Origin of the sequence: Cupriavidus basilensis (genome assembly GCF_000832305.1) — a bacterium.
Lineage (GTDB): Bacteria > Pseudomonadota > Gammaproteobacteria > Burkholderiales > Burkholderiaceae > Cupriavidus > Cupriavidus basilensis_F.
In genome coordinates this window covers 4,283,556-4,301,238 of the sequence record NZ_CP010536.1, presented here as the reverse complement: position 1 = coordinate 4,301,238, position 17,683 = coordinate 4,283,556, and the positions used below count along the sequence as shown (strand labels likewise).

Here is a 17,683-nt window from a genome sequence, read left to right as displayed (position 1 = left end):
CCCTTATCCCTTAAGCATGCAAGAAATCAACTGCCCAAGCTGCGGCGCGCCGGCGGCCTTCCGCTCGTCTGCCGCGGTGATGGTGGTGTGCGAGTTTTGCCACAGCACGCTGCTCAAGGACGCCGACACGGTCAAGGACATCGGCAAGATGTCCGCCGTGCTGGAGGACTACACGCCGCTGCAGATCCACACCTCGGGCCAGTGGGACGGGCAGGGCTTCACCCTGGTCGGCCGCATCCAGCTGCGCTACGACTCCGGCCTGTGGAACGAGTGGTACCTGTTGTTCGACGACGGCAGCGACGGCTGGCTAGCGGATGCCTCCGGCCAGTACATGCTGACCCGACGCGTCACGGCCGAGCAATCCGCCGCGCAGCTCAACGGCGTGGCGCTGCCGCGCCATGACCAGCTCACGCCCGGCACGCCCCTGTACTTCGACAAGCATCGCTACCTGGCCAGCGACGTGCGCAGCGCGCGCTGCACCGGCGGGCAGGGCGAGCTGCCGTTCGCGGTGGGCGCTGGCTGGACCGCGCAGGTTGCGGACTTCCGCGACGAAGGCCGTTTCCTCACGCTCGACTACGCCGATGGCGATCCGCCCGCCATCTACGCCGGCCAGGCGGTCACGCTCGACCAGCTCAAATGCCAGCTGCTGCGCGAGGCCGGCCAGATCGCCGGCACCGCCGACCGCTACCGCGGCAAGGCCGTGCCGCTGGCCTGCCCCGGCTGCGGCGGCCCGATCGCCTACCGCGCGGGCGTGGCCAGCTTCGTGGTCTGCCCGAGCTGCCACAGCGAGATCGACTGCTCCACCTCCACGGCTCTCGTGCTGGAAAAGCAGCGTGAGCTCGATGCGCTCAAGACCAGCCTGGCACCGGGCGACATTGGCAACATCGACGGCAAACCGTACACGGTGCTGGGCCTGATGCAGTGCACCGACAACGACGAGGAAGAAGCCTCCACCTGGGTCGAGTATCTGCTGTTCAACGAGCAGCGTGGCCTGATGTGGCTGGTGGAGCAAGACAGCGGCTGGGACCGGGTCGAGGTGCTGGATACCTGGCCGCGCATGGTCTCCGGCACGTCCGCAAGCTACCAGGGCCAGACGTTCCAGCAGGGTTACGACTACGAAAGCGAGGTGCTGTACGCGGCCGGCACCTTCAACTGGCGCGTCAAGGTGGGCGACACCACGCGCCTGACCGAATTCGGCAAGCCGGCGCGCCGGCTCACGCGCGAGACCTCCGGCACGGAGATCGTCTGGACTTTGTCCACCACCGTGGCGCGCGCGCAGCTGGCGCAGTGGTTCAAGTCCAGCCCGGGGCTGGCCGCGGCCGCCCGCTTGCCGCAGGCAGCGCGCGCATCGGCTGCGGGCAATAGCGCCGACCTCGCCTTTTGCCGCAAGAGCGCCAAGGTCTACGCCATCCTCCTCGCCATCCTCAATGTCCCGGTGGCGCTCGTCACTGATCGGGGTTGGTTCACTATCGTCATCGGCTTCCTGCTGCTTTGGGCGCCGATCTGGCTGGTCCAGCGCTGGGCCGGAAAGGATTGAGTCAGCGTGCGCCTGCTTTATCTCGTCTACGGCATCATCGTGCTGTTCGGCACGACCTTCTTCAACATCGGCGAATCCACCGGCTCCGGCTCGTCCGGATACGCAAGCTCGCGTGGCTGGAGCGGCGGTTCCTCCGGCTCCAGCGGCTGGTCCTCCGGCGGCGGCCACAAATGAGCCGGCGGCCATGAACGCGCCAGCCCTGCCTTGTCCGGCCGTGCTCGGCCACCACCTGCTTGCCGACCTGCAAGGCGTGGCGAGCGATCTGCTGGCCGATGCCGCACTGGTCGAGCGCGTGCTTTACCGGGCGGCGCAGGCCGCCGGCGCCACCGTGGTCGATGCGCGCTTCCGGCACTTCGGGCCGGGGCTGGGCGTAACCGGGGTGCTGCTGCTCAAGGAGTCGCATATCAGCATCCATACCTGGCCCGAGTACGGCTTTGCCGCCGTGGATGTGTTCATGTGCGGCGCCGCCCGGCCAGAGCTGGCGGTGGAGGTGATGCGCGCGGCCTTCGTGCCGCGCACGCTTACGCTGCGCGACCAGGCACGGGGCCCGGCGCCTGGCTGAGCGCGAAGCTGGCAAGGCTTGCCGCGATGGTCTACACTGCCAGCTAACCCCGTAATTACTACGGGGTATTTGGTGCGGTCGGGAGTGACCTGGAGTCGGCATGCGTATCGGTGAGCTTGCAAAGCACAGCAGTTGCGACGTGGAAACCATCCGCTATTACGAGCGCGAAGGCCTGCTCGACGCGCCCCAGCGCGAGGACAACGGTTATCGCCGCTACGGCGACGGCCATCTGCTGCAGCTGAACTTCGTGCGCCACTGCCGCTCCCTTGGCATGAGCCTGTCCGACGTGCGCCGGCTGCGCGACTTCGAGCGCGATCCGACCCTGGCCTGCGACGATATCAACAGCCTGCTGGATCGCCAGATCGAGCAGATCCACGCCCAGCGCGTGGCGCTGGAGGCGCTGGAAGGGCAGTTGCGGGCACTTCGCCATACTTGCGACCAGCCCCATCCGGCCAGCGAGTGCGGCATCCTGCAGAACCTGCAGCAAGCCGCCGCTGGCGCCGCCTGCGAGTGCCATCCGCATCCGGAAAGCCACGCGTAAGGGTTGCGCCCCGGTGCCTGAAAGGTACCGGCTATGCTACGATCCCTTTACCTGCCGCGCACCAAGCTGGTGAAAAAGCGGCGGGCCGAGCCCGCGACGAAGCCTTTGAGTGAGCCATTGCTCTCGTCAGTTTCGCCGCATGGCGCGCTTTCCCGATTTTCCATTCCAATTGCTGCCGCACCCAATGACGCCTTGCTGCCTGTCGCCGATTGCTGTCGAGCTTGCCCCTGTCGGGCAGGCTGGCGCGACCGCGCACGCAGTCCAGGCGCCGCGCGCGCAAGCCAAACAGGCGATTGCCTGCCGCCGGATCAACGTACCGCTTGATCCTGCCCGGTTCCCAGTCTGACGTTCCCCCCAACGCAGGCAGACGCTGAACCGGGCCGAGTCACTCCCTGTTCGCGGTTTTCCCGCCGGTACTGACCGCCGGTAACGGCCCACCTTGTTTCATGACCTGGCAACGCCAGGAGCCGATCCCCGACGGATCGCTCCAGCCTGTTCCGGGTCGCCGCATCGCCACTTAGCGAGGATTCATCATGACGGCATCGTCCAAACAACAACCGACCCTTTACCTGACCGAGCTCGACGTGACCCGTCTGGAGCGCATCGCGGGCCGCGCCGGCGCCGCGCCGCTGGCCGAAATGCTCGACAGCATCCTCGAGCGCGCGGCCATCGTGCCGGCCGAGGCGATTCCCAAGGATGTGGTCACCATGAACTCCAGCCTGCTGTGCGCGCTGGAGGGCGAGGCCACGCCGCGCCGCTGGACGCTGGTCTATCCGGATACCGCCGATTTCGAGGAAGGCCGCCTGTCGGTACTGTCGCCGATCGGCCGTGTGCTGCTGGGCGCGCGCGCCGGGCAGACCGTGAGCTACCGCCTGCCGGACGGACGTGAGCAGAGCGTCACCGTGGTGGAGCTGTCTTTCCAGCCTGAGGCCAACGGCCAGTACACCGTATAAGACCTGGTCAAGGCCTGGTCAAAAGCTTATCCGGCACTTTTGGGTACGTTCAGGCCGATTCAAGGCTGATTCCGGGCGCCGGTCGTGGCGCCCTGGCGCGCGCTCATCGGCGCCGCCCATCCCGCAAAACGCTGGCCCGCCAGCAAGCTGTTCGCCCGCGGACCGGCCTGCGGCCTGGGCTGGCGGGCCATCAAGCATCGCTTTGGCCACCCGCCGCGCCCCCTCGCAAGCCCTCCCGTCACGCCATTGGGCGTCCAATCCGCGCCGTTCGTCCGACTTTCCAGCGTTTCACGACTCGCAACGCACCATTCGTCGCAGTGGTATTTCTCCTTGCCCGCCAAGCCACTAATCTTCAGTCCGTGCCTGCAGCGCAACATAGATTTGCCGGGGCAGCTAGTACAGAAAATTAAAAGCAAGAACGACACAATCAGTTGAAGGAGTCCCAAATGAATGCCAAACGCATCCTCGGCGGCGCTCTCGCCGTGCTGATGGTGGCCTCGTCGGCCGTGGCACTGGCAGCGCCCGCCAACAGCAAGGTCGGCAAGTTCGACGTGTACGCCGACGCGTTGCGCGCCGGCAAGTTTGATACGTTCACCGACGGCGCCAAGGCCAGCAAGTTCGATACGTTCACCGACGGCGCCAAGGCAGGCAAGTTCGACACGTTCACCGACGGTGCCAAGGCAGGCAAGTTCGACACGTTCACCGATGGTGCCCGTGCCGCTTTCAGTGGCGACATCGCGGCCAGTTCGCTGGACAACTCGCGCGGCGGCGACGGCTCGCTGTACGGCTACCGGGTCTGAAACCGACCCCCGTGGTATCTGACGGCCACCTTGGTGGCCGCCTGGGTATCACTGTTGTTCCCCGTTTTATCTCCCACCTGCCCGGCTGACCTCCTCCTCCTTCTCTCTCCCGCCGGGTGGGTGATTTTTACCCGCCGCTCCCCGCACTAGCTGCCTCTCGTTTTTCCTCCGCCAGTCTCGCAAGATCCCCGCCCCGACTATCCCGAACGCCGCTGACCGGCGCGCGCCTTGTCATTCCCGTTCGCGCCCGGCACGCCTGCGCCCGATCAAGACATAGAGCAGCGGCACCGCCAGCGAGCCGATCACGGTGGCGCCCAGCATGCCGCCCAGCACCCCGGTGCCGACCGCGCGCTGCGCGGCCGCACCCGGGCCGGTACTGATCGCCAGCGGCACCACGCCCAGGACAAAGGCCAGCGAGGTCATCACCACCGGGCGCAGCCGCTGGCGGGCGGCCTGGCCGGCGGCTTCCAGCAGGTCCATGCCGCCGCGGCGCAACTGCTCGGCGTATTCCACCACCAGGATGGCGTTCTTGGCCGCCAGCCCCATGATCACCACGCCGCCCACCTTGAAGTAGACGTCGTTCGGCATGCCGCGCAGCCAGATCGCCACCAGCGCGCCAACGAGGCCCGCCGGCACGATCAGCAGCACTGCCAGCGGCAAGGTCCAGTTTTCATAGAGCGCCACCAGGCACAAGAAGATGAACAACATCGACAAGGCGAACAGCCACGGCGCCTGCGTGCCGCTTTGCTGCTGCTCGAAGGCGCGTCCGGTCCAGCGCACGTCGTAGGCGCCGCCCAGCTCACGCACCCTGGCCGTGAGGCGTTCCATGGCTGTGCCGGTGCTGTGGCCCGGCGCCACTTCGGCGTTGATGCGCACCGAGGTGAGCCCGTTGAACCGCTCCAGCGTCGCTTCGCCCTTGCCCCAGGCCAGTTCGGCGAAGGCGCCCAGCGACACCATGCCACCGCTGGCATTGCGCACATGCACGCGGGACAGCTTGGCCGGGTCCATGCGGTAAGGCGCATCCGCTTGCAGGATCACCCGGCGGATACGGCCTTCGCGCGCGACTTCGTCGATATAGCGCGAGCCCAGCGTGGCCGACAGCGCATGGTGGATCGCCTCCGGCTCCACGCCAAAGCTGCGCGCGCGCTCGTAGTCGATGTGCAGGTCCAGCGCCGGCGCCGGCTCGCCAGTGGTGGCGCGCACCTCGCCCAGCGACGGCTCATCCTTGACGGCGGCAAGCAGCCTGTCGCGCGCGGCAAACAGCGCTTCGCGCCCGGAGCCGGCCTGCGCCACCAGCCGCATGTCGAGCCCGCCGGTGCTGCCCAGCTCGGGCAGGGCCGCGCCGTTATACGCGTACAGCTGCGCCTGTCCGCGCCCGGGCCACGCTTGCAGCCCGGCCTGGAGCCTGGCCAGCACGGCGTCCGCGCGTTCGCCGGCGCCGCGCTCCGACCAGTCCCGCAGCGCCAGGTACATGCTGGCGCGCTGCTCGCCGTTGCCGGAATTGCTCCAGCCCAGCACGGCGAAGGTCGAGCGCACGGGATACTTGCCGGCTTTCAGCCATGCCTCCAGCGCCGCCACGGTGGCGCGCGTCTGCGCCTGTGTGGCCCCCGCGGGCAGTTCCATGTCGATCACCAGTTCGCCGGTGTCCTCCTCTGGCAGGAAGCCGGCGGGGATCTGCCACATCAGCACGCCGCCGGCCACCGCCAGCGCCAGGTAGATGCCCAGCCAGCGCGGGCGGCGCCGCTGCAGCGCCAGTACCCAGCCGGCATAGCGTGCGGTGAGCGCCGTGAAGCCGCGCTCGAACCAGGCCAGCGGGCCGCGCTGCGGATGCGGGGCATGGCGCAGCAGGCTGGCGCACATGGCCGGCGCCAGCGAAAGCGCGAAGAACAGCGAGAAGGCGATGGAGATCGCCAGCGTGATGGCGAAGTGCCGGTAGATCACGCCCACCGCACTGCCCAGGAAGGCCATCGGCACGAACACCGCGCACAGCACCAGCGTGACACCCACCAGCGCGCCGGACACTTCGCGCATCGAGCGGGTCGCCGCCGCCATGGCGTGGACGCCATCTTCGCGCATGATCCGCTCGACGTTCTCTACCACCACGATGGCGTCGTCGACCAGGATGCCGATCGCCAGCACCACGCCAAACAGCGTGATCACGTTGAGAGACAGGCCCAACGCGTACAGGCAGGCGACCGTGCCAAGCAGCGAAACCGGCACCACGATCACCGGGATCAGCGTGGCGCGCAGGTTGCCGAGGAACAGGTAGAGGATCAGGAAGACCAGCGCCGTGGCTTCGCCCAGCGTGGTCAGCACGCGCCAGATCGAGCGTTCGACGAACTGCGCGCTGTCGGATGAGATCTCGTAACGCATGCCCGTGGGGAAGCCGCGCGCGGCTTCGTCGAGCGCGGCGCGCACCGCGCGCGAGGTGGCCAGCACGTTGGCGCCGTCTGCCAGCTTGAGGCCGATCGAGGCTGCCACCTGGCCGTCGTGGCGCGAGCTATAGCGGTAGTCGCTGGCGCCCAGCTCCACCCGCGCCACGTCGCGCAGCCGTACCAGCGAGGCGTCGCCCCCGGCGCGCACCACGATCTGGCCGAAGGCCTCCGGCTCGGCGAGCGGCCGCGGCGGGCGCACCAGCGCCTGGTAGGGCTGGCCCGGCACCGCCGGCGCACCGCCGAGCTGGCCCGGGGTGACGTCGCCGTTGCGCGCCTTGATGGCCTGCTCGACGTCCGCGGCCGTGAGGCCGTAGGCGTTGAGCTTGTCAGGGTCGAACCAGATGCGCAGTGCGTACTCGGCACCGTAGGGTTCCGCCTTGCCGATGCCGGGCAGGCGGCGCAGCATCGGCAGCACCGAAGCGGCGGCAAAATCGCCGAGCGCGGTTTCGTCGAGCTGGCTGTTCTGCGACACCAGCGAGACATACATGAAGGGGCTGCTGCCGGCCTGGTCCACGAAGATGCCGCCGCGGCGCACCGCCTCCGGCAAAAGCGGCTCGGCTTGCATGACGCGGTTGCGCACGTTGACCTGCGCCAGCTGCGCATCGGTGCCCTGGCGAAAGCCCAGCGTGATGGTGGCGGCGCCGCCCTCGCTGCTGGCATCCAGGTACAGCAACCCGGGAATGCCGTGCATCTGCTGCTCCAGCACTGCGGTCACCGCATCTTCCACGGTACGCGCCGACGCGCCGGCATAGTCCGCGTAGACGATCACGGTGGGCGGCGCCACCGCCGGATACTGGGCGATCGGAATGCGGGTGAGGGCGATCAGGCCCGCCACCATGGTGAGGATGGCAATCACCCACGCGAACGCGGGCCGGCGAAGAAAAAAGGACGCCATGGCACATTGGATTGTTTTGCGCCGGCGCGGCAGCTAGCCGCCGCGCCGGCGCGGTGGAACGGATCCGGCGCGCTGGCACCGCGAGATGCGAGCGGGCAAACGCGCCGGGCAGCGTGGCACAAACGCTGTGGGGGAAGTGTGTCTGGCCGTCGCTCTAGCGGGACGGTTGGGAGAAGCCGCGCAGCAGCGCGGCGAGCAGCACCTGCTGCCGATGCGCCAGCGGCTGCCAGTCCTCGTGGGGCAGGTGCTCGAACGTGATTTCGAGCGCGGCCAGCCCGTGCACGGCAGTCCACACCGCGTTGGTGACATCGCCGGGGTCGTACATCGAATCGATCAGCGCGGTGGCTTGCTGGTCATGCACGCAGGCCATCAGCACCGCGTTCACCGGGTCTTCCGGGAAACGCTCGCCCCAGCGCAGGTCGATCGCGCGCTCGGCGTCGGCCGGCAGGCCCATCATCATCATCAGGTGATAGCTGTGGCGGTTGGCCAGGGCCCACGACACATAGGCATCGAGCACGGCCGGCAACGCCAGGGCCGGCGTGCCCGCGGCGGCACGCGCGTCGGCCAGGGCCGCCGCGAGGCGTACCCAGTCCTGCGCGCACAGCTCGAACAGCAGTGCGGTCTTGTCTTCGAAATGCCGGTATATGGCGGCCGCGCTATAGCCGCAGCGCTCGCCGATGCGGCGCAACGTGACGCCGCTGAATCCCGCCTCGGCAAACAACGCGCGGGCCGCATTGAAAAAGGCTTCGCGCACACTTTCGCGCCGCAACTCGGCACCGCTGACCCGCGCAATGGGCGCAATGGGCGCAATGGGCGCAATGGGCGCGCCGGCACGCGCGGCAACCGGCGTGGCGGGTACGTTTGCGGGCGGGGCCGACGGGCTGGATTGTGCTGGGCGGGTGGCGGACATGGCCGCGATTATAAACACCGCTCACTTTGTAAACAACGTTTACATGGCGAATTCAGCACAAATAAGTGCCCCACCAGCGAGGGGGCGCTGCCCGGAGCGCCGGCGCAGCGCGGTCATCCGCGGGCGTGGGTCAGAGTTGCTTGGCCGCGAAGGTGTCGCACTTGCGGATGTCGCCGCTGGTCAGGCCCTGGCGCAGCCAGCGCGTGCGCTGCTCGCTGGTGCCGTGGGTGAACGCCTCCGGCACGACATAGCCCTGGGCCTGCTTTTGCAGGCGGTCGTCGCCGATGGCGGCGGCGGCCTTGAGGCCTTCCTCGATATCGCCGGGCTCCAGCAGCTGCTGGTTCATGCGCTCCGCGGTGGCGGCCCATACGCCGGCCAGGCAATCGGCCTGCAGTTCCACGCGCACCGACAACTGGTTGGCCTGCGCCTCGCCCATGCGGCGGCGCGCGGCGTCGACCTTGCCCGACACGCCGAGCAGGTTCTGCACATGATGGCCGATCTCGTGGGCAATCACGTAGGCCTGGGCAAAGTCGCCGCCAGCCCCGAAGCGCTGGCGCAATTCATCGTAAAAGGCCAGGTCGATATAGACCTTCTGGTCGCCCGGGCAATAGAACGGCCCCATGGCCGACTGGCCCGTGCCGCAGGCGGTAGGCGTGGCCCCCGAGAAGATCACCAGCGTGGGCGGCGCATAGCGGCGGTTGAGATCGGTCTCGAAGATATGCGACCAGGTGCGCTCGGTGTTACCGAGCACCTTGCGCACGAAGACCGTCATCTGGTCCTTGGCGGGGGGATGGCTGGGCACATGCTGCTGTTGCGGCGCTTGCTGCTGCGAGCCCTGCAGCACCGAGGCGCCCTGCATGATCACGGACGGGTCGATGCCAAAGAAATAAGACGCCGCCAGCGCCACCAGGATGGTGCCGATGCCGAGCGTCCTGGGCCCCGCGCCAAAGCCGCCGAAACCGCCGGAGCCTTCACCCCGGCGGTCTTCTACATTCTGGCTTTCGGCTTCGTCGTCGAGACGCATGGTGGCTCCGCATTACTGGTTGATCGCCGCGGCAAAAAGGTGGCCGCAGCGTGTCGGTCAGTATAGCAACGGCAATGCCGCCAACGCATGCGCGTGGTGTATCAGGCGGTAACCGCCGGTGCCGTGCTGGCAGTGGCTTGCCCCGGCGTCTTGCCCGGCTGCGCGCCGCCGATTTCGGCCACGCGCAGCAGGTTGGTGGTGCCGCCCTGGCCAAACGGCATGCCTGCCGCGATGGTGATCTGGTCGCCGGGTTCGGCATAGCCCTCTGCCAGCGCCGCGCGGGTTGCCGCATCCACCATCTCGTCCACGCTTTGCACGTCAGGGCTGACGGTGGAATGCACGCCCCACGCAATCGCCAGCCGCCGTGCGATTTCCAGGTTCGGCGTGATGCTGACGATGGGCGCGCACGGCCGCTCGCGCGCGGCGCGCAGCGCGGTGGAGCCCGACGAGGTGTAGGTGACGGTAGCCACCGCGCCGATGATCTGCGTGACCTCGCGCAGCGCCGCGCAGATCGCATCCTGACGGGTGGACAGCGGCGCCTCATGCCCCGCGTCCAGCAGGTTGCGGTACAGCGGATCGCGCTCCACCTCGGTGATGATGCGGTTCATGATGGCCACCGCCGGCACCGGGTGGCGGCCGTTGGCCGACTCGGCCGACAGCATCACCGCATCGGCGCCGTCATAGATGGCGCTGGCCACGTCGGATGCCTCGGCGCGCGTGGGCACCGGCGAATCGATCATCGATTCCAGCATCTGCGTGGCGATCACGATGGGTTTGCCGTGCTGGCGGCAAATGCGCAAGATGCGCTTCTGCACGCCCGGCACACGCTCCGGCGGCAGTTCCACACCGAGGTCGCCGCGCGCCACCATCACCGCATCGGACACGCGCACGATTTCCTCGAGCTGCTGCAGCGCGGCGGGCTTTTCGATCTTGGACAGCACGCCGGCACGGGTGCCGATGATCTCGCGCGCTTCCACGATGTCGGCCGGGCGCTGCACGAACGACAGCGCGATCCAGTCGGCGCCCAGCGCCAGCGCGAAGTCGAGGTCCTTGCGGTCCTTCTCGGTCAGGGCGGGGATCGGGATCACCGCGTCGGGCACGTTCACGCCCTTGCGGTCGGACAGCGTGCCGTGGTTGACCACGCGCGTGGCGATGCTGCCGCTGGCCACCGCCTCGATCTTCAACTGCACCTTGCCGTCGTCGATCAGCAACGACTGACCCGGCGCGGCCACCCGGAACAGTTCCGGATGCGGCAGGTGCACGCGGGTGGCGTCGCCCGGGCTGGGGTCGCTGTCGAGCACGAAAGCGTCGCCGGCCTTGACCGCCACCTTGCCCGCGGCGAAGGTGCCGATGCGCAGCTTGGGGCCTTGCAGGTCGGCCAGCACGGCGATGGGGCGGCCGGTCTCGGCCTCGACCTGGCGCACGGCGTCGTAGCGGCGCTTGTGGTCGTCGTGCGAGCCGTGGCTGAAGTTCAGGCGGAAGACATCCGCTCCGGCTTCGAACAACTGACGGATCACCTCGATGTCGGTGCTGGCCGGTCCGAGCGTGGCAACGATCTTGGCTTTGCGCTGGCGTCTCATTTTGTCTCCTCTTCCAATCTCGGGCGGCGCGCCGCATGGGCGCGCCGTTGTTCAAATTCAGGGCTTACACAATCAGGATGGCGCGGAAGTCGTTCACGTTGGTACGGGTCGGGCCGGTGACGATCAGGTCGTCCAGGCCGGCGAAGAAGCCGTAGCCATCGTTGTTGCCGAGGTGCGCGCGCGCCGACAGTCCGCGCGCCTCGGCACGGGTCAGCGTATCGGGGGCGAGCAACGCACCGGCGTTGTCTTCGGAACCATCGATGCCGTCGGTGTCGCAGGCAATGGCATGCACGCCCGGCAGGCCGTCCAGTGCGACCGCGAGCGCCAGCAGGAATTCGGCATTGCGCCCGCCGCGGCCGCTGCCGCGCACCGTCACCGTGGTCTCGCCGCCGGACAGGATCACGCAGGGCTTCCTGAACGGCTGGCCATGCTGCGCAACCTGCCGCGCGATGGCGGCATGCACCAGCGCCACATCGCGGGATTCGCCTTCGATGCTGTCGGACAGGATGTGGGCTTCAACGCCCAGCTCGCGCGCCCGCGCCGCCGCGGCTTGCAGCGATTGCTGCGCGGTGGCCAGCGTGACGCTGCGATGGCCGTCGAAGCGCGCATCGCCGGGCTTGGGCGTTTCGCCCGCGCCGCTCTCCAGGTGGGCACGCACATTGGCCGGCACTTCGATGCCGTACTTGGCGATCACCGCCAGCGCGTCGGCGCAGGTGGTGGCGTCGGGCAGGGTCGGGCCGCTGGCGATCAGCGTGGGATCGTCACCGGGAATATCGGAAATCAAGAGGGTCTCGACGCGCGCGGGCGCACAGTGCAACGCCAGCCGGCCGCCCTTGAGCGCCGACAGGTGCTTGCGCACGCAGTTCATCTCGCCGATGTTGGCGCCGCTCTTTAGCAGCGCCTTGTTCACGGCTTGCTTGTCGGCAAGCGTGATGCCGTCGGCCGGCGCTGCCAGCAGCGCGGAGCCGCCGCCGGAGATCAGGCACAGCACCAGGTCGTCGGCGCTCAGGTCCTTGACCAGCGCCACCATGCGCTGCGCGGCGCGCTGGCCGGCTTCGTCGGGCACCGGGTGCGCGGCTTCCACCACCTCGATACGCTGGCACGGCGCGCCATGTCCGTAGCGCGTCACAACCAGTCCGGAAATCTCGCCTTGCCAGTGCGCCTCGGCAGCTTGCGCCATGGCGGCGGCGGCCTTGCCGGCGCCGATTACCACCGTGCGGCCCTTGGGCGGCGTGGGCAGGTGCGGCACCAGGCAATGGCTGGCGCTGACGGCGGCAACCGCGGTATCGAACAGGTCGCGCAGCAGGGCGCGCGGATCGGTGAGTCCGGCAGGGCGCTGGGGCGCCAGCAGGGTAGGGTAGGAATCGGTGGCGAGCATGACGGGATCCGGAAGTGCTGCGTTCCCGGCCGCAAGCTGCCGGGAGTGATACTGGCCTGCCAAGGCAGGCCGTGATGGTGCTGCTGGCTTACTTGGCGCCACCCTTGGCGATCTCATGGTTGGACATGATCTCGATGGCGCGGCACAGTGCCGAGTGGTCCTGCTTGCCCAGACCGTTGGCGGCGCAGGTATTGAACAGCTCTTGCGCGGTGGCGGTGTTGGGCAATGCCACGCCCAACGCCTTCGCGCCTTGCAGCGCGAGGTTCAGGTCCTTCTGGTGCAGCTCGATGCGGAAGCCCGGATCGAAGGTACGCTTGACCATGCGCTCGCCGTGCACTTCCAGGATGCGCGAAGCTGCGAAGCCGCCCATCAGTGCCTGGCGCACGCGTGCCGGATCGGCGCCCGCCTTGGAGGCGAACAGCAGCGCTTCGGACACGGCCTGGATGTTCAACGCCACGATGATCTGGTTGGCCACCTTGGTGGTCTGGCCGTCGCCGTTGCCGCCGACCAGCGTCACGTTCTTGCCCAACAGGTCGAACAGCGGCTTGACCTCGTCGAACGATTCTTGCGGGCCGCCGACCATGATGGTCAGCGATGCGGCCTTCGCGCCCACTTCACCGCCGGACACCGGTGCATCCAGGTAGGCCGCGCCGAGCTTGTTGACGCGCGCGGCGAAGTCCTTGGTGGCGATCGGCGAGATCGAGCTCATGTCGACCACGATCTTGCCGTGCGCGGCTTGCTTGCCGGCGCCCTTGAGCGCGGCGGCCACGCCCTTTTCGGCGAACAGCACGGCTTCCACGTGCGGGGTGTCCGGCACCATGATCACGATGATGTCCGCGCGCTTGGCCACTTCCTCGGCGCTGGTGCAGACCGTGACGCCGGCGTCGACCAGTGCTTGCGGCGCGGGGTTCACGTCATGCACGAACAACGTGTGGCCGGCCGCGCGCAGGTGGCCCGCCATCGGTGCGCCCATGATGCCCAGGCCGATAAATCCGACGTTGCGTTGGTTTGCCATGTGATGTCTCCTTGATGGGATGTTGAATGTTTGTGGATTTGCCTGTTCCGCTTACTGCACGCCGTGTGCCGCGCGCCAGCCCAGGCCTTCGACGGTGGTCGTGCGCGGCTTGTACTCGCAGCCGACCCAGCCGCCGTAGCCGATCTCATCGAGCCACTGGAACAGGAAGTGGTAGTTCAGCTCGCCGGTGCCCGGCTCATTGCGCCCCGGGTTGTCGGCCAGCTGCACGTGCTTGATCTTCGGCAGGTTGGCTTTGAGCGTGGCGGCGATTTCGCCTTCCATGCGCTGCATGTGATAGATGTCGTACTGCACGTAGAGGTTGGGCGCGTTGACCTGTGCGATCAGGTCCAGCGCCTGCTGCGTGCGCGACAGGAAGAAGCCGGGGATGTCGAAGGTGTTGATCGGCTCGACCAGCAGGTCGATCTGCTCGGCGCCCAGCGCTTGCGAGGCGAAGCGCAGGTTCTCCACCAGTGTTTCCTGCGCCTGTTCGCGCTTGACGTTCTGCGGCTGGATGCCGACCAGGCAGTTCAGCTGGCGCACGCCCAGCACCTTGGCGTACTTGATCGCCTCGCCCACGCCGTCCTGGAACTCGCTCACGCGGTCCGGGTGGCAGGCAATGCCGCGCTCGCCCGCTTCCCACTTGCCCGCCGGCAGGTTGTGCAGCACCAGGTCGAGCTGGAAGCGGTTGAGCCGGTCGGCGATCTGGTCTGCGTGGAAGGCGTAGGGGAAGAGGAACTCCACGCCGCGGAAGCCCGCGCGCGCGGCGGCTTCAAAGCGGTCGAGGAAAGCCACTTCATTGAACAGCATGGTCAGGTTGGCGGCAAGTTTTGGCATGGATGTCTCCGGATGACTTGTCTTGTGATTCCGCTCGCGCGGATGCGGTGATTGGGGGGGCGCGTCAGGGGATGCAGCGCTGCGCGCGGGCTCGTGGCCCGCGCTTGTCAGCCTGCCGTGCTTACGCCGTTTCCACTTCTTCCTTGAGGATGGCTTCCTCGATGTCTTCGATCGGCTCGAACTCGTTGATGTTGTCGATCTCGGTGCCCATCGCGATATTAGTCACGCGCTCCAGGATCACTTCCACCACCACCGGCACCGAGAATTCGGCCATCAGGTCACGCGCTTCGGCAAAGGCCGGCGCGATGTCTTCCGGCTTGAACACGCGGATCGCCTTGCAGCCCAGGCCTTCGACCACCTTCACGTGGTCCACGCCGTAGCCGTTGAGCTCAGGCGAGTTGACGTTGTCGAAGGCCAGTTGCACGCAGTAGTCCATCTCGAAGTTGCGCTGCGCCTGGCGGATCAGGCCGAGGTAGGAGTTGTTCACCACCAGGTGGATGTAGGGCACCTTGAACTGCGCGGCCACGGCCAGTTCTTCGATCATGAACTGGAAGTCGTAGTCGCCCGAGATGGCCACCACATCCGATTCCGGCGAGGCCACCTTCACGCCGATCGCGGCGGGAATGGTCCAGCCCAGCGGGCCGGCCTGGCCGCAGTTGATCCAGTGGCGCGGCTCGTTGACCGACAGGAACTGCGCGGCGGCGATCTGCGACAGGCCGATGGTGGACACGTAACGCACATCGCGCGGGAAGTACTGGTTCATCTCGCGGTACACGCGTTGCGGCTTGACCGGCACGTTGTCGAAATCGCTCTTGCGCTGCATGGTGCGGCGGCGCTTTTGCACGTCCGCCACCCAGCTCTTGCGGCACGGCAGGCGGCCAGCCATCTTCATCTCGCGCGCCACTTCCACGAACTGCTCCAGCGCCGCCTTGGCGTCGGAGACGATGCCCAGGTCGGGGCCAAACACGCGGCCGATCTGGGTAGGCTCGATATCCACGTGCACGAACTTGCGGCCCTTGGTGTAAACCTCGACGCTGCCGGTGTGGCGGTTGGCCCAGCGGTTGCCGATGCCGAGCACGAAGTCCGATGCCAGCATCGTGGCGTTGCCGTAGCGGTGCGACGTCTGCAGGCCAACCATGCCGGCCTGCAGCGGGTGGTCGTCAGCCAGCACGCCCCAGCCCATCAGCGTGGGGACCACCGGCACGTTGACCAGCTCGGCGAATTCCACCAGGAGCTCGGCCGCGTCGGCGTTGATCACGCCGCCGCCGCACACGATCAGGGGGCGCTCGGCCGCGTTGAGCATGGCAATGGCCTTCTCGATCTGCGCTCGCGAGGCAACCGGCTTGTACGGGGCGAGCGGCTGGTAGGTTTCCGGATCGAACTCGATCTCGGCGACCTGCACGTCGAATGGCAGGTCGATCAGCACCGGGCCCGGCCGGCCCGAGCGCATCAGGTGGAAGGCTTGCTGGAACACTTGCGGCACCAGCGCCGGCTCGCGCACGGTCACGGCCCACTTGGTCACCGGCTTGGCGATCGATTCGATGTCGACAGCCTGGAAGTCTTCCTTGTACAAACGGGCGCGCGGCGCCTGGCCGGTGATGCAGAGAATGGGGATGGAGTCAGCCCAGGCCGAGTACAGGCCGGTGATCATGTCGGTGCCGGCCGGGCCCGAGGTGCCGATGCACACGCCGATGTTGCCGGCTTCGGCGCGGGTGTAGCCTTCGGCCATGTGCGAGGCGCCTTCCACGTGCCGCGCCAGGAAATGGTCGATGGTGCCGGCCCGGCGCATGGCCGAGTAGAACGGGTTGATGGCGGCGCCGGGCACGCCGAACGCGGTGGTGATACCTTCTTTTTCCAGCACGGCGATGGCCGCGTCAACTGCTCTCATCTTCGGCATGTCTGTCTCCAATCGTTGATGCGATGTTTTGTGAATGGCTATGGATGGCTGCGAATCACTGTTGGAGCCCATGCTATTCCCGCAAGCGGGTTGGGATAAAGGGAAGGGAGATCAGTTGATTCGATACCCGTGATATCGAATGAGGAGGCCCGAGGCAGAAAACACGGCCGCCCGACGTGGTCTGGCGCGTGTCATTGACATACGTTGTGTGACGGCAACGATACGTAGGAAATGGCGGGAAAAGCCCGCCCGACGGCCACGGCGCGCACCCCGCAGCCCGCTAAATGGCGACAATGTGCGGGTATCGCGCCAGTACCTGTGTCAAGGCACGGCGCAGGAACCATCTATCGCCAACCTGACCGCCATGCATACCAGGCTCCCTCCCACCCGCGAGCTGCTTGACGCGCTCAAGCGCAAGCCGAGCGCCGTATCCGATACCGCCGGTTCGCCCGCGAGCGCCATGAACCTGATGCGGCTGCAGCGGGGCCTGCTGGTGCTGTTCTGGGCTTGTTCGGTGGCTGCGCTGCTAGTGACCGGCGCCGTGCTGTACACCAGGTACCAGATCCTGCAGACGCCGGCGCCATGGCTGGCGCGGCTGGTCTACAGCCTGCTGGGCGGCAGCGTGGCGGGGCTGGCGGCGCTGCTGCTCACGCACCTGCCGGCACTGGCGCGCCGGCTGCGCGATCCGCTCGGGGCACTGGCCGACCAGGTCGACCGGCACGATGAGGCGGAGAGCGCGCTGCTGCGCTCGCTGGCGCGCGTCCCCGCCCAGGCGCTGCGCGCCAGGGCACGGCGGGTGGAGGTGCAGTTACGGATGTGGGAGGGCATGGCGAAGACGGTCGGTCTGCTGATCGTGGTCAGCCCGGGCGCCCTGGCGCTGGTTACGGGCCTGCTCGAGTTGCCGCGCAAAGGCGGCAGCCTGCTGCCGCTGCTGTCGCTCTATGGCCTCGGCTTCGTGTCGGGCGCGGCGCTGGCGGTCTTCCTGCAATTGCAGGTCAGCCGGCCGTTGCGCCGGCTTGCCTACGTGCTTGGCGAAGCGGCGCAGATCAGCGCGCAGTTGGAAAAGGCGCCGACGCCGAGCGCGGCGGCATCGGCAGTGTCCGCCGTCGTACCCATCGCAGCGGCCCCATCCGCAGTCCCGTCTCCGGCACCGTTACCGCCCGAAGTCCGCCAGGCAAGCGCGCTCGGGGATGCAGCCGCGGCCTCGCCGCAGGAGGATGCCGCGGCACAAGTGGACCACGCGGACCACGCAGCAGCGGGTCCGCCCACGCTGCCTGCGCTGCCTTAGAGGCTGTTTCAAAATGAAGCGAAGCGGTTTTGGC

The 17,683-nt window shown here is 67.8% G+C and carries 15 protein-coding genes; 7 read left to right on the top strand and 8 right to left on the bottom strand.

The window, feature by feature from the left end; translation table 11 throughout:
• Positions 1 to 16: 16 nt before the first annotated feature.
• The 6 genes from RR42_RS19910 (at position 17) to RR42_RS19890 (ending at position 4,393) form a co-directional block, all read left to right on the top strand.
• A complete protein-coding gene (locus RR42_RS19910; protein ID WP_043350626.1) occupies positions 17 to 1,537 on the top strand; it encodes a DUF4178 domain-containing protein in 1,521 nt (506 codons plus the stop codon).
• A 6-nt stretch (positions 1,538 to 1,543) separates the two neighbouring features.
• Positions 1,544 to 1,711: a hypothetical protein gene (locus RR42_RS40745; RefSeq protein WP_158001334.1), complete on the top strand. Its 168-nt coding sequence runs from the start codon at positions 1,544 to 1,546 to the stop codon at positions 1,709 to 1,711.
• A 10-nt stretch (positions 1,712 to 1,721) separates the two neighbouring features.
• Positions 1,722 to 2,099, top strand: coding sequence for an adenosylmethionine decarboxylase (gene speD / locus RR42_RS19905; protein WP_043350622.1), 378 nt, complete (start codon positions 1,722 to 1,724; stop codon positions 2,097 to 2,099).
• Between the two features lie 100 nt (positions 2,100 to 2,199).
• Positions 2,200 to 2,640, top strand: a complete 441-nt coding sequence (locus RR42_RS19900; RefSeq protein ID WP_043350620.1) for a Cd(II)/Pb(II)-responsive transcriptional regulator — start codon at positions 2,200 to 2,202, stop codon at positions 2,638 to 2,640.
• A gap of 533 nt (positions 2,641 to 3,173) precedes the next feature.
• Positions 3,174 to 3,593 carry a nucleoside diphosphate kinase regulator gene (gene rnk, locus RR42_RS19895; protein WP_043350617.1) on the top strand — a complete coding sequence of 140 codons (420 nt, stop codon included), beginning with the start codon at positions 3,174 to 3,176 and terminating at the stop codon, positions 3,591 to 3,593.
• Positions 3,594 to 4,039: 446 nt separating this feature from the next.
• The gene (locus RR42_RS19890; protein WP_043350615.1) at positions 4,040 to 4,393 is read left to right on the top strand and encodes a hypothetical protein; all 354 of its coding nucleotides are present in this window, start codon (positions 4,040 to 4,042) and stop codon (positions 4,391 to 4,393) included.
• A gap of 231 nt (positions 4,394 to 4,624) precedes the next feature.
• Here the strand turns inward: RR42_RS19890 and RR42_RS19885 are convergent, their stop codons facing one another.
• The 8 genes from RR42_RS19885 to gcl form a co-directional block, all read right to left on the bottom strand.
• Positions 4,625 to 7,723, bottom strand: a complete 3,099-nt coding sequence (locus tag RR42_RS19885; RefSeq protein ID WP_043350612.1) for an efflux RND transporter permease subunit — start codon at positions 7,721 to 7,723, stop codon at positions 4,625 to 4,627.
• Positions 7,724 to 7,877: 154 nt separating this feature from the next.
• Positions 7,878 to 8,633 carry a TetR/AcrR family transcriptional regulator gene (locus RR42_RS37810; RefSeq protein ID WP_144409861.1) on the bottom strand — a complete coding sequence of 252 codons (756 nt, stop codon included), beginning with the start codon at positions 8,631 to 8,633 and terminating at the stop codon, positions 7,878 to 7,880.
• Between the two features lie 130 nt (positions 8,634 to 8,763).
• Positions 8,764 to 9,657 (bottom strand): neutral zinc metallopeptidase, encoded by an 894-nt coding sequence (locus RR42_RS19875; protein ID WP_043350609.1) that lies wholly within the window; start codon positions 9,655 to 9,657, stop codon positions 8,764 to 8,766.
• 101 nt (positions 9,658 to 9,758) lie between these two features.
• Positions 9,759 to 11,237, bottom strand: coding sequence for a pyruvate kinase (pyk, locus tag RR42_RS19870; protein WP_043350606.1), 1,479 nt, complete (start codon positions 11,235 to 11,237; stop codon positions 9,759 to 9,761).
• A gap of 64 nt (positions 11,238 to 11,301) precedes the next feature.
• Entirely contained in the window at positions 11,302 to 12,615 is a 1,314-nt protein-coding gene (locus tag RR42_RS19865) for a glycerate kinase type-2 family protein (protein WP_043350604.1), read from the bottom strand.
• A gap of 88 nt (positions 12,616 to 12,703) precedes the next feature.
• Entirely contained in the window at positions 12,704 to 13,630 is a 927-nt protein-coding gene (gene glxR / locus RR42_RS19860) for a 2-hydroxy-3-oxopropionate reductase (protein ID WP_043350601.1), read from the bottom strand.
• A 51-nt stretch (positions 13,631 to 13,681) separates the two neighbouring features.
• Complete coding sequence (gene hyi, locus RR42_RS19855) at positions 13,682 to 14,464, bottom strand: hydroxypyruvate isomerase (protein ID WP_043350597.1); 783 nt, start codon at positions 14,462 to 14,464, stop codon at positions 13,682 to 13,684.
• A 121-nt stretch (positions 14,465 to 14,585) separates the two neighbouring features.
• Entirely contained in the window at positions 14,586 to 16,361 is a 1,776-nt protein-coding gene (gene gcl / locus RR42_RS19850; RefSeq protein ID WP_043350593.1) for a glyoxylate carboligase, read from the bottom strand.
• 364 nt (positions 16,362 to 16,725) lie between these two features.
• On the opposite strand from gcl, the gene RR42_RS19845 reads away from it, so the two are divergent.
• Complete coding sequence (locus tag RR42_RS19845; RefSeq protein ID WP_043352445.1) at positions 16,726 to 17,649, top strand: hypothetical protein; 924 nt, start codon at positions 16,726 to 16,728, stop codon at positions 17,647 to 17,649.
• Positions 17,650 to 17,683 lie beyond the last annotated feature (34 nt).

Bases quoted from the DNA above. Each gene is read 5' to 3' on its own strand.
- RR42_RS19875 (WP_043350609.1), bottom strand. From the start codon at position 9,657: ATGCGTCTCGACGACGAAGCCGAAAGCCAGAATGTAGAAGACCGCCGG.
- RR42_RS37810 (WP_144409861.1), bottom strand. From the start codon at position 8,633: ATGTCCGCCACCCGCCCAGCACAATCCAGCCCGTCGGCCCCGCCCGCA.
- gcl (WP_043350593.1), bottom strand. From the start codon at position 16,361: ATGCCGAAGATGAGAGCAGTTGACGCGGCCATCGCCGTGCTGGAAAAA.
- rnk (WP_043350617.1), top strand. From the start codon at position 3,174: ATGACGGCATCGTCCAAACAACAACCGACCCTTTACCTGACCGAGCTC.
- RR42_RS19845 (WP_043352445.1), top strand. From the start codon at position 16,726: ATGCATACCAGGCTCCCTCCCACCCGCGAGCTGCTTGACGCGCTCAAG.
- RR42_RS19885 (WP_043350612.1), bottom strand. From the start codon at position 7,723: ATGGCGTCCTTTTTTCTTCGCCGGCCCGCGTTCGCGTGGGTGATTGCC.
- hyi (WP_043350597.1), bottom strand. From the start codon at position 14,464: ATGCCAAAACTTGCCGCCAACCTGACCATGCTGTTCAATGAAGTGGCT.
- speD (WP_043350622.1), top strand. From the start codon at position 1,722: ATGAACGCGCCAGCCCTGCCTTGTCCGGCCGTGCTCGGCCACCACCTG.
- RR42_RS19900 (WP_043350620.1), top strand. From the start codon at position 2,200: ATGCGTATCGGTGAGCTTGCAAAGCACAGCAGTTGCGACGTGGAAACC.
- pyk (WP_043350606.1), bottom strand. From the start codon at position 11,237: ATGAGACGCCAGCGCAAAGCCAAGATCGTTGCCACGCTCGGACCGGCC.
- RR42_RS19910 (WP_043350626.1), top strand. From the start codon at position 17: ATGCAAGAAATCAACTGCCCAAGCTGCGGCGCGCCGGCGGCCTTCCGC.
- RR42_RS19865 (WP_043350604.1), bottom strand. From the start codon at position 12,615: ATGCTCGCCACCGATTCCTACCCTACCCTGCTGGCGCCCCAGCGCCCT.
- glxR (WP_043350601.1), bottom strand. From the start codon at position 13,630: ATGGCAAACCAACGCAACGTCGGATTTATCGGCCTGGGCATCATGGGC.
- RR42_RS19890 (WP_043350615.1), top strand. From the start codon at position 4,040: ATGAATGCCAAACGCATCCTCGGCGGCGCTCTCGCCGTGCTGATGGTG.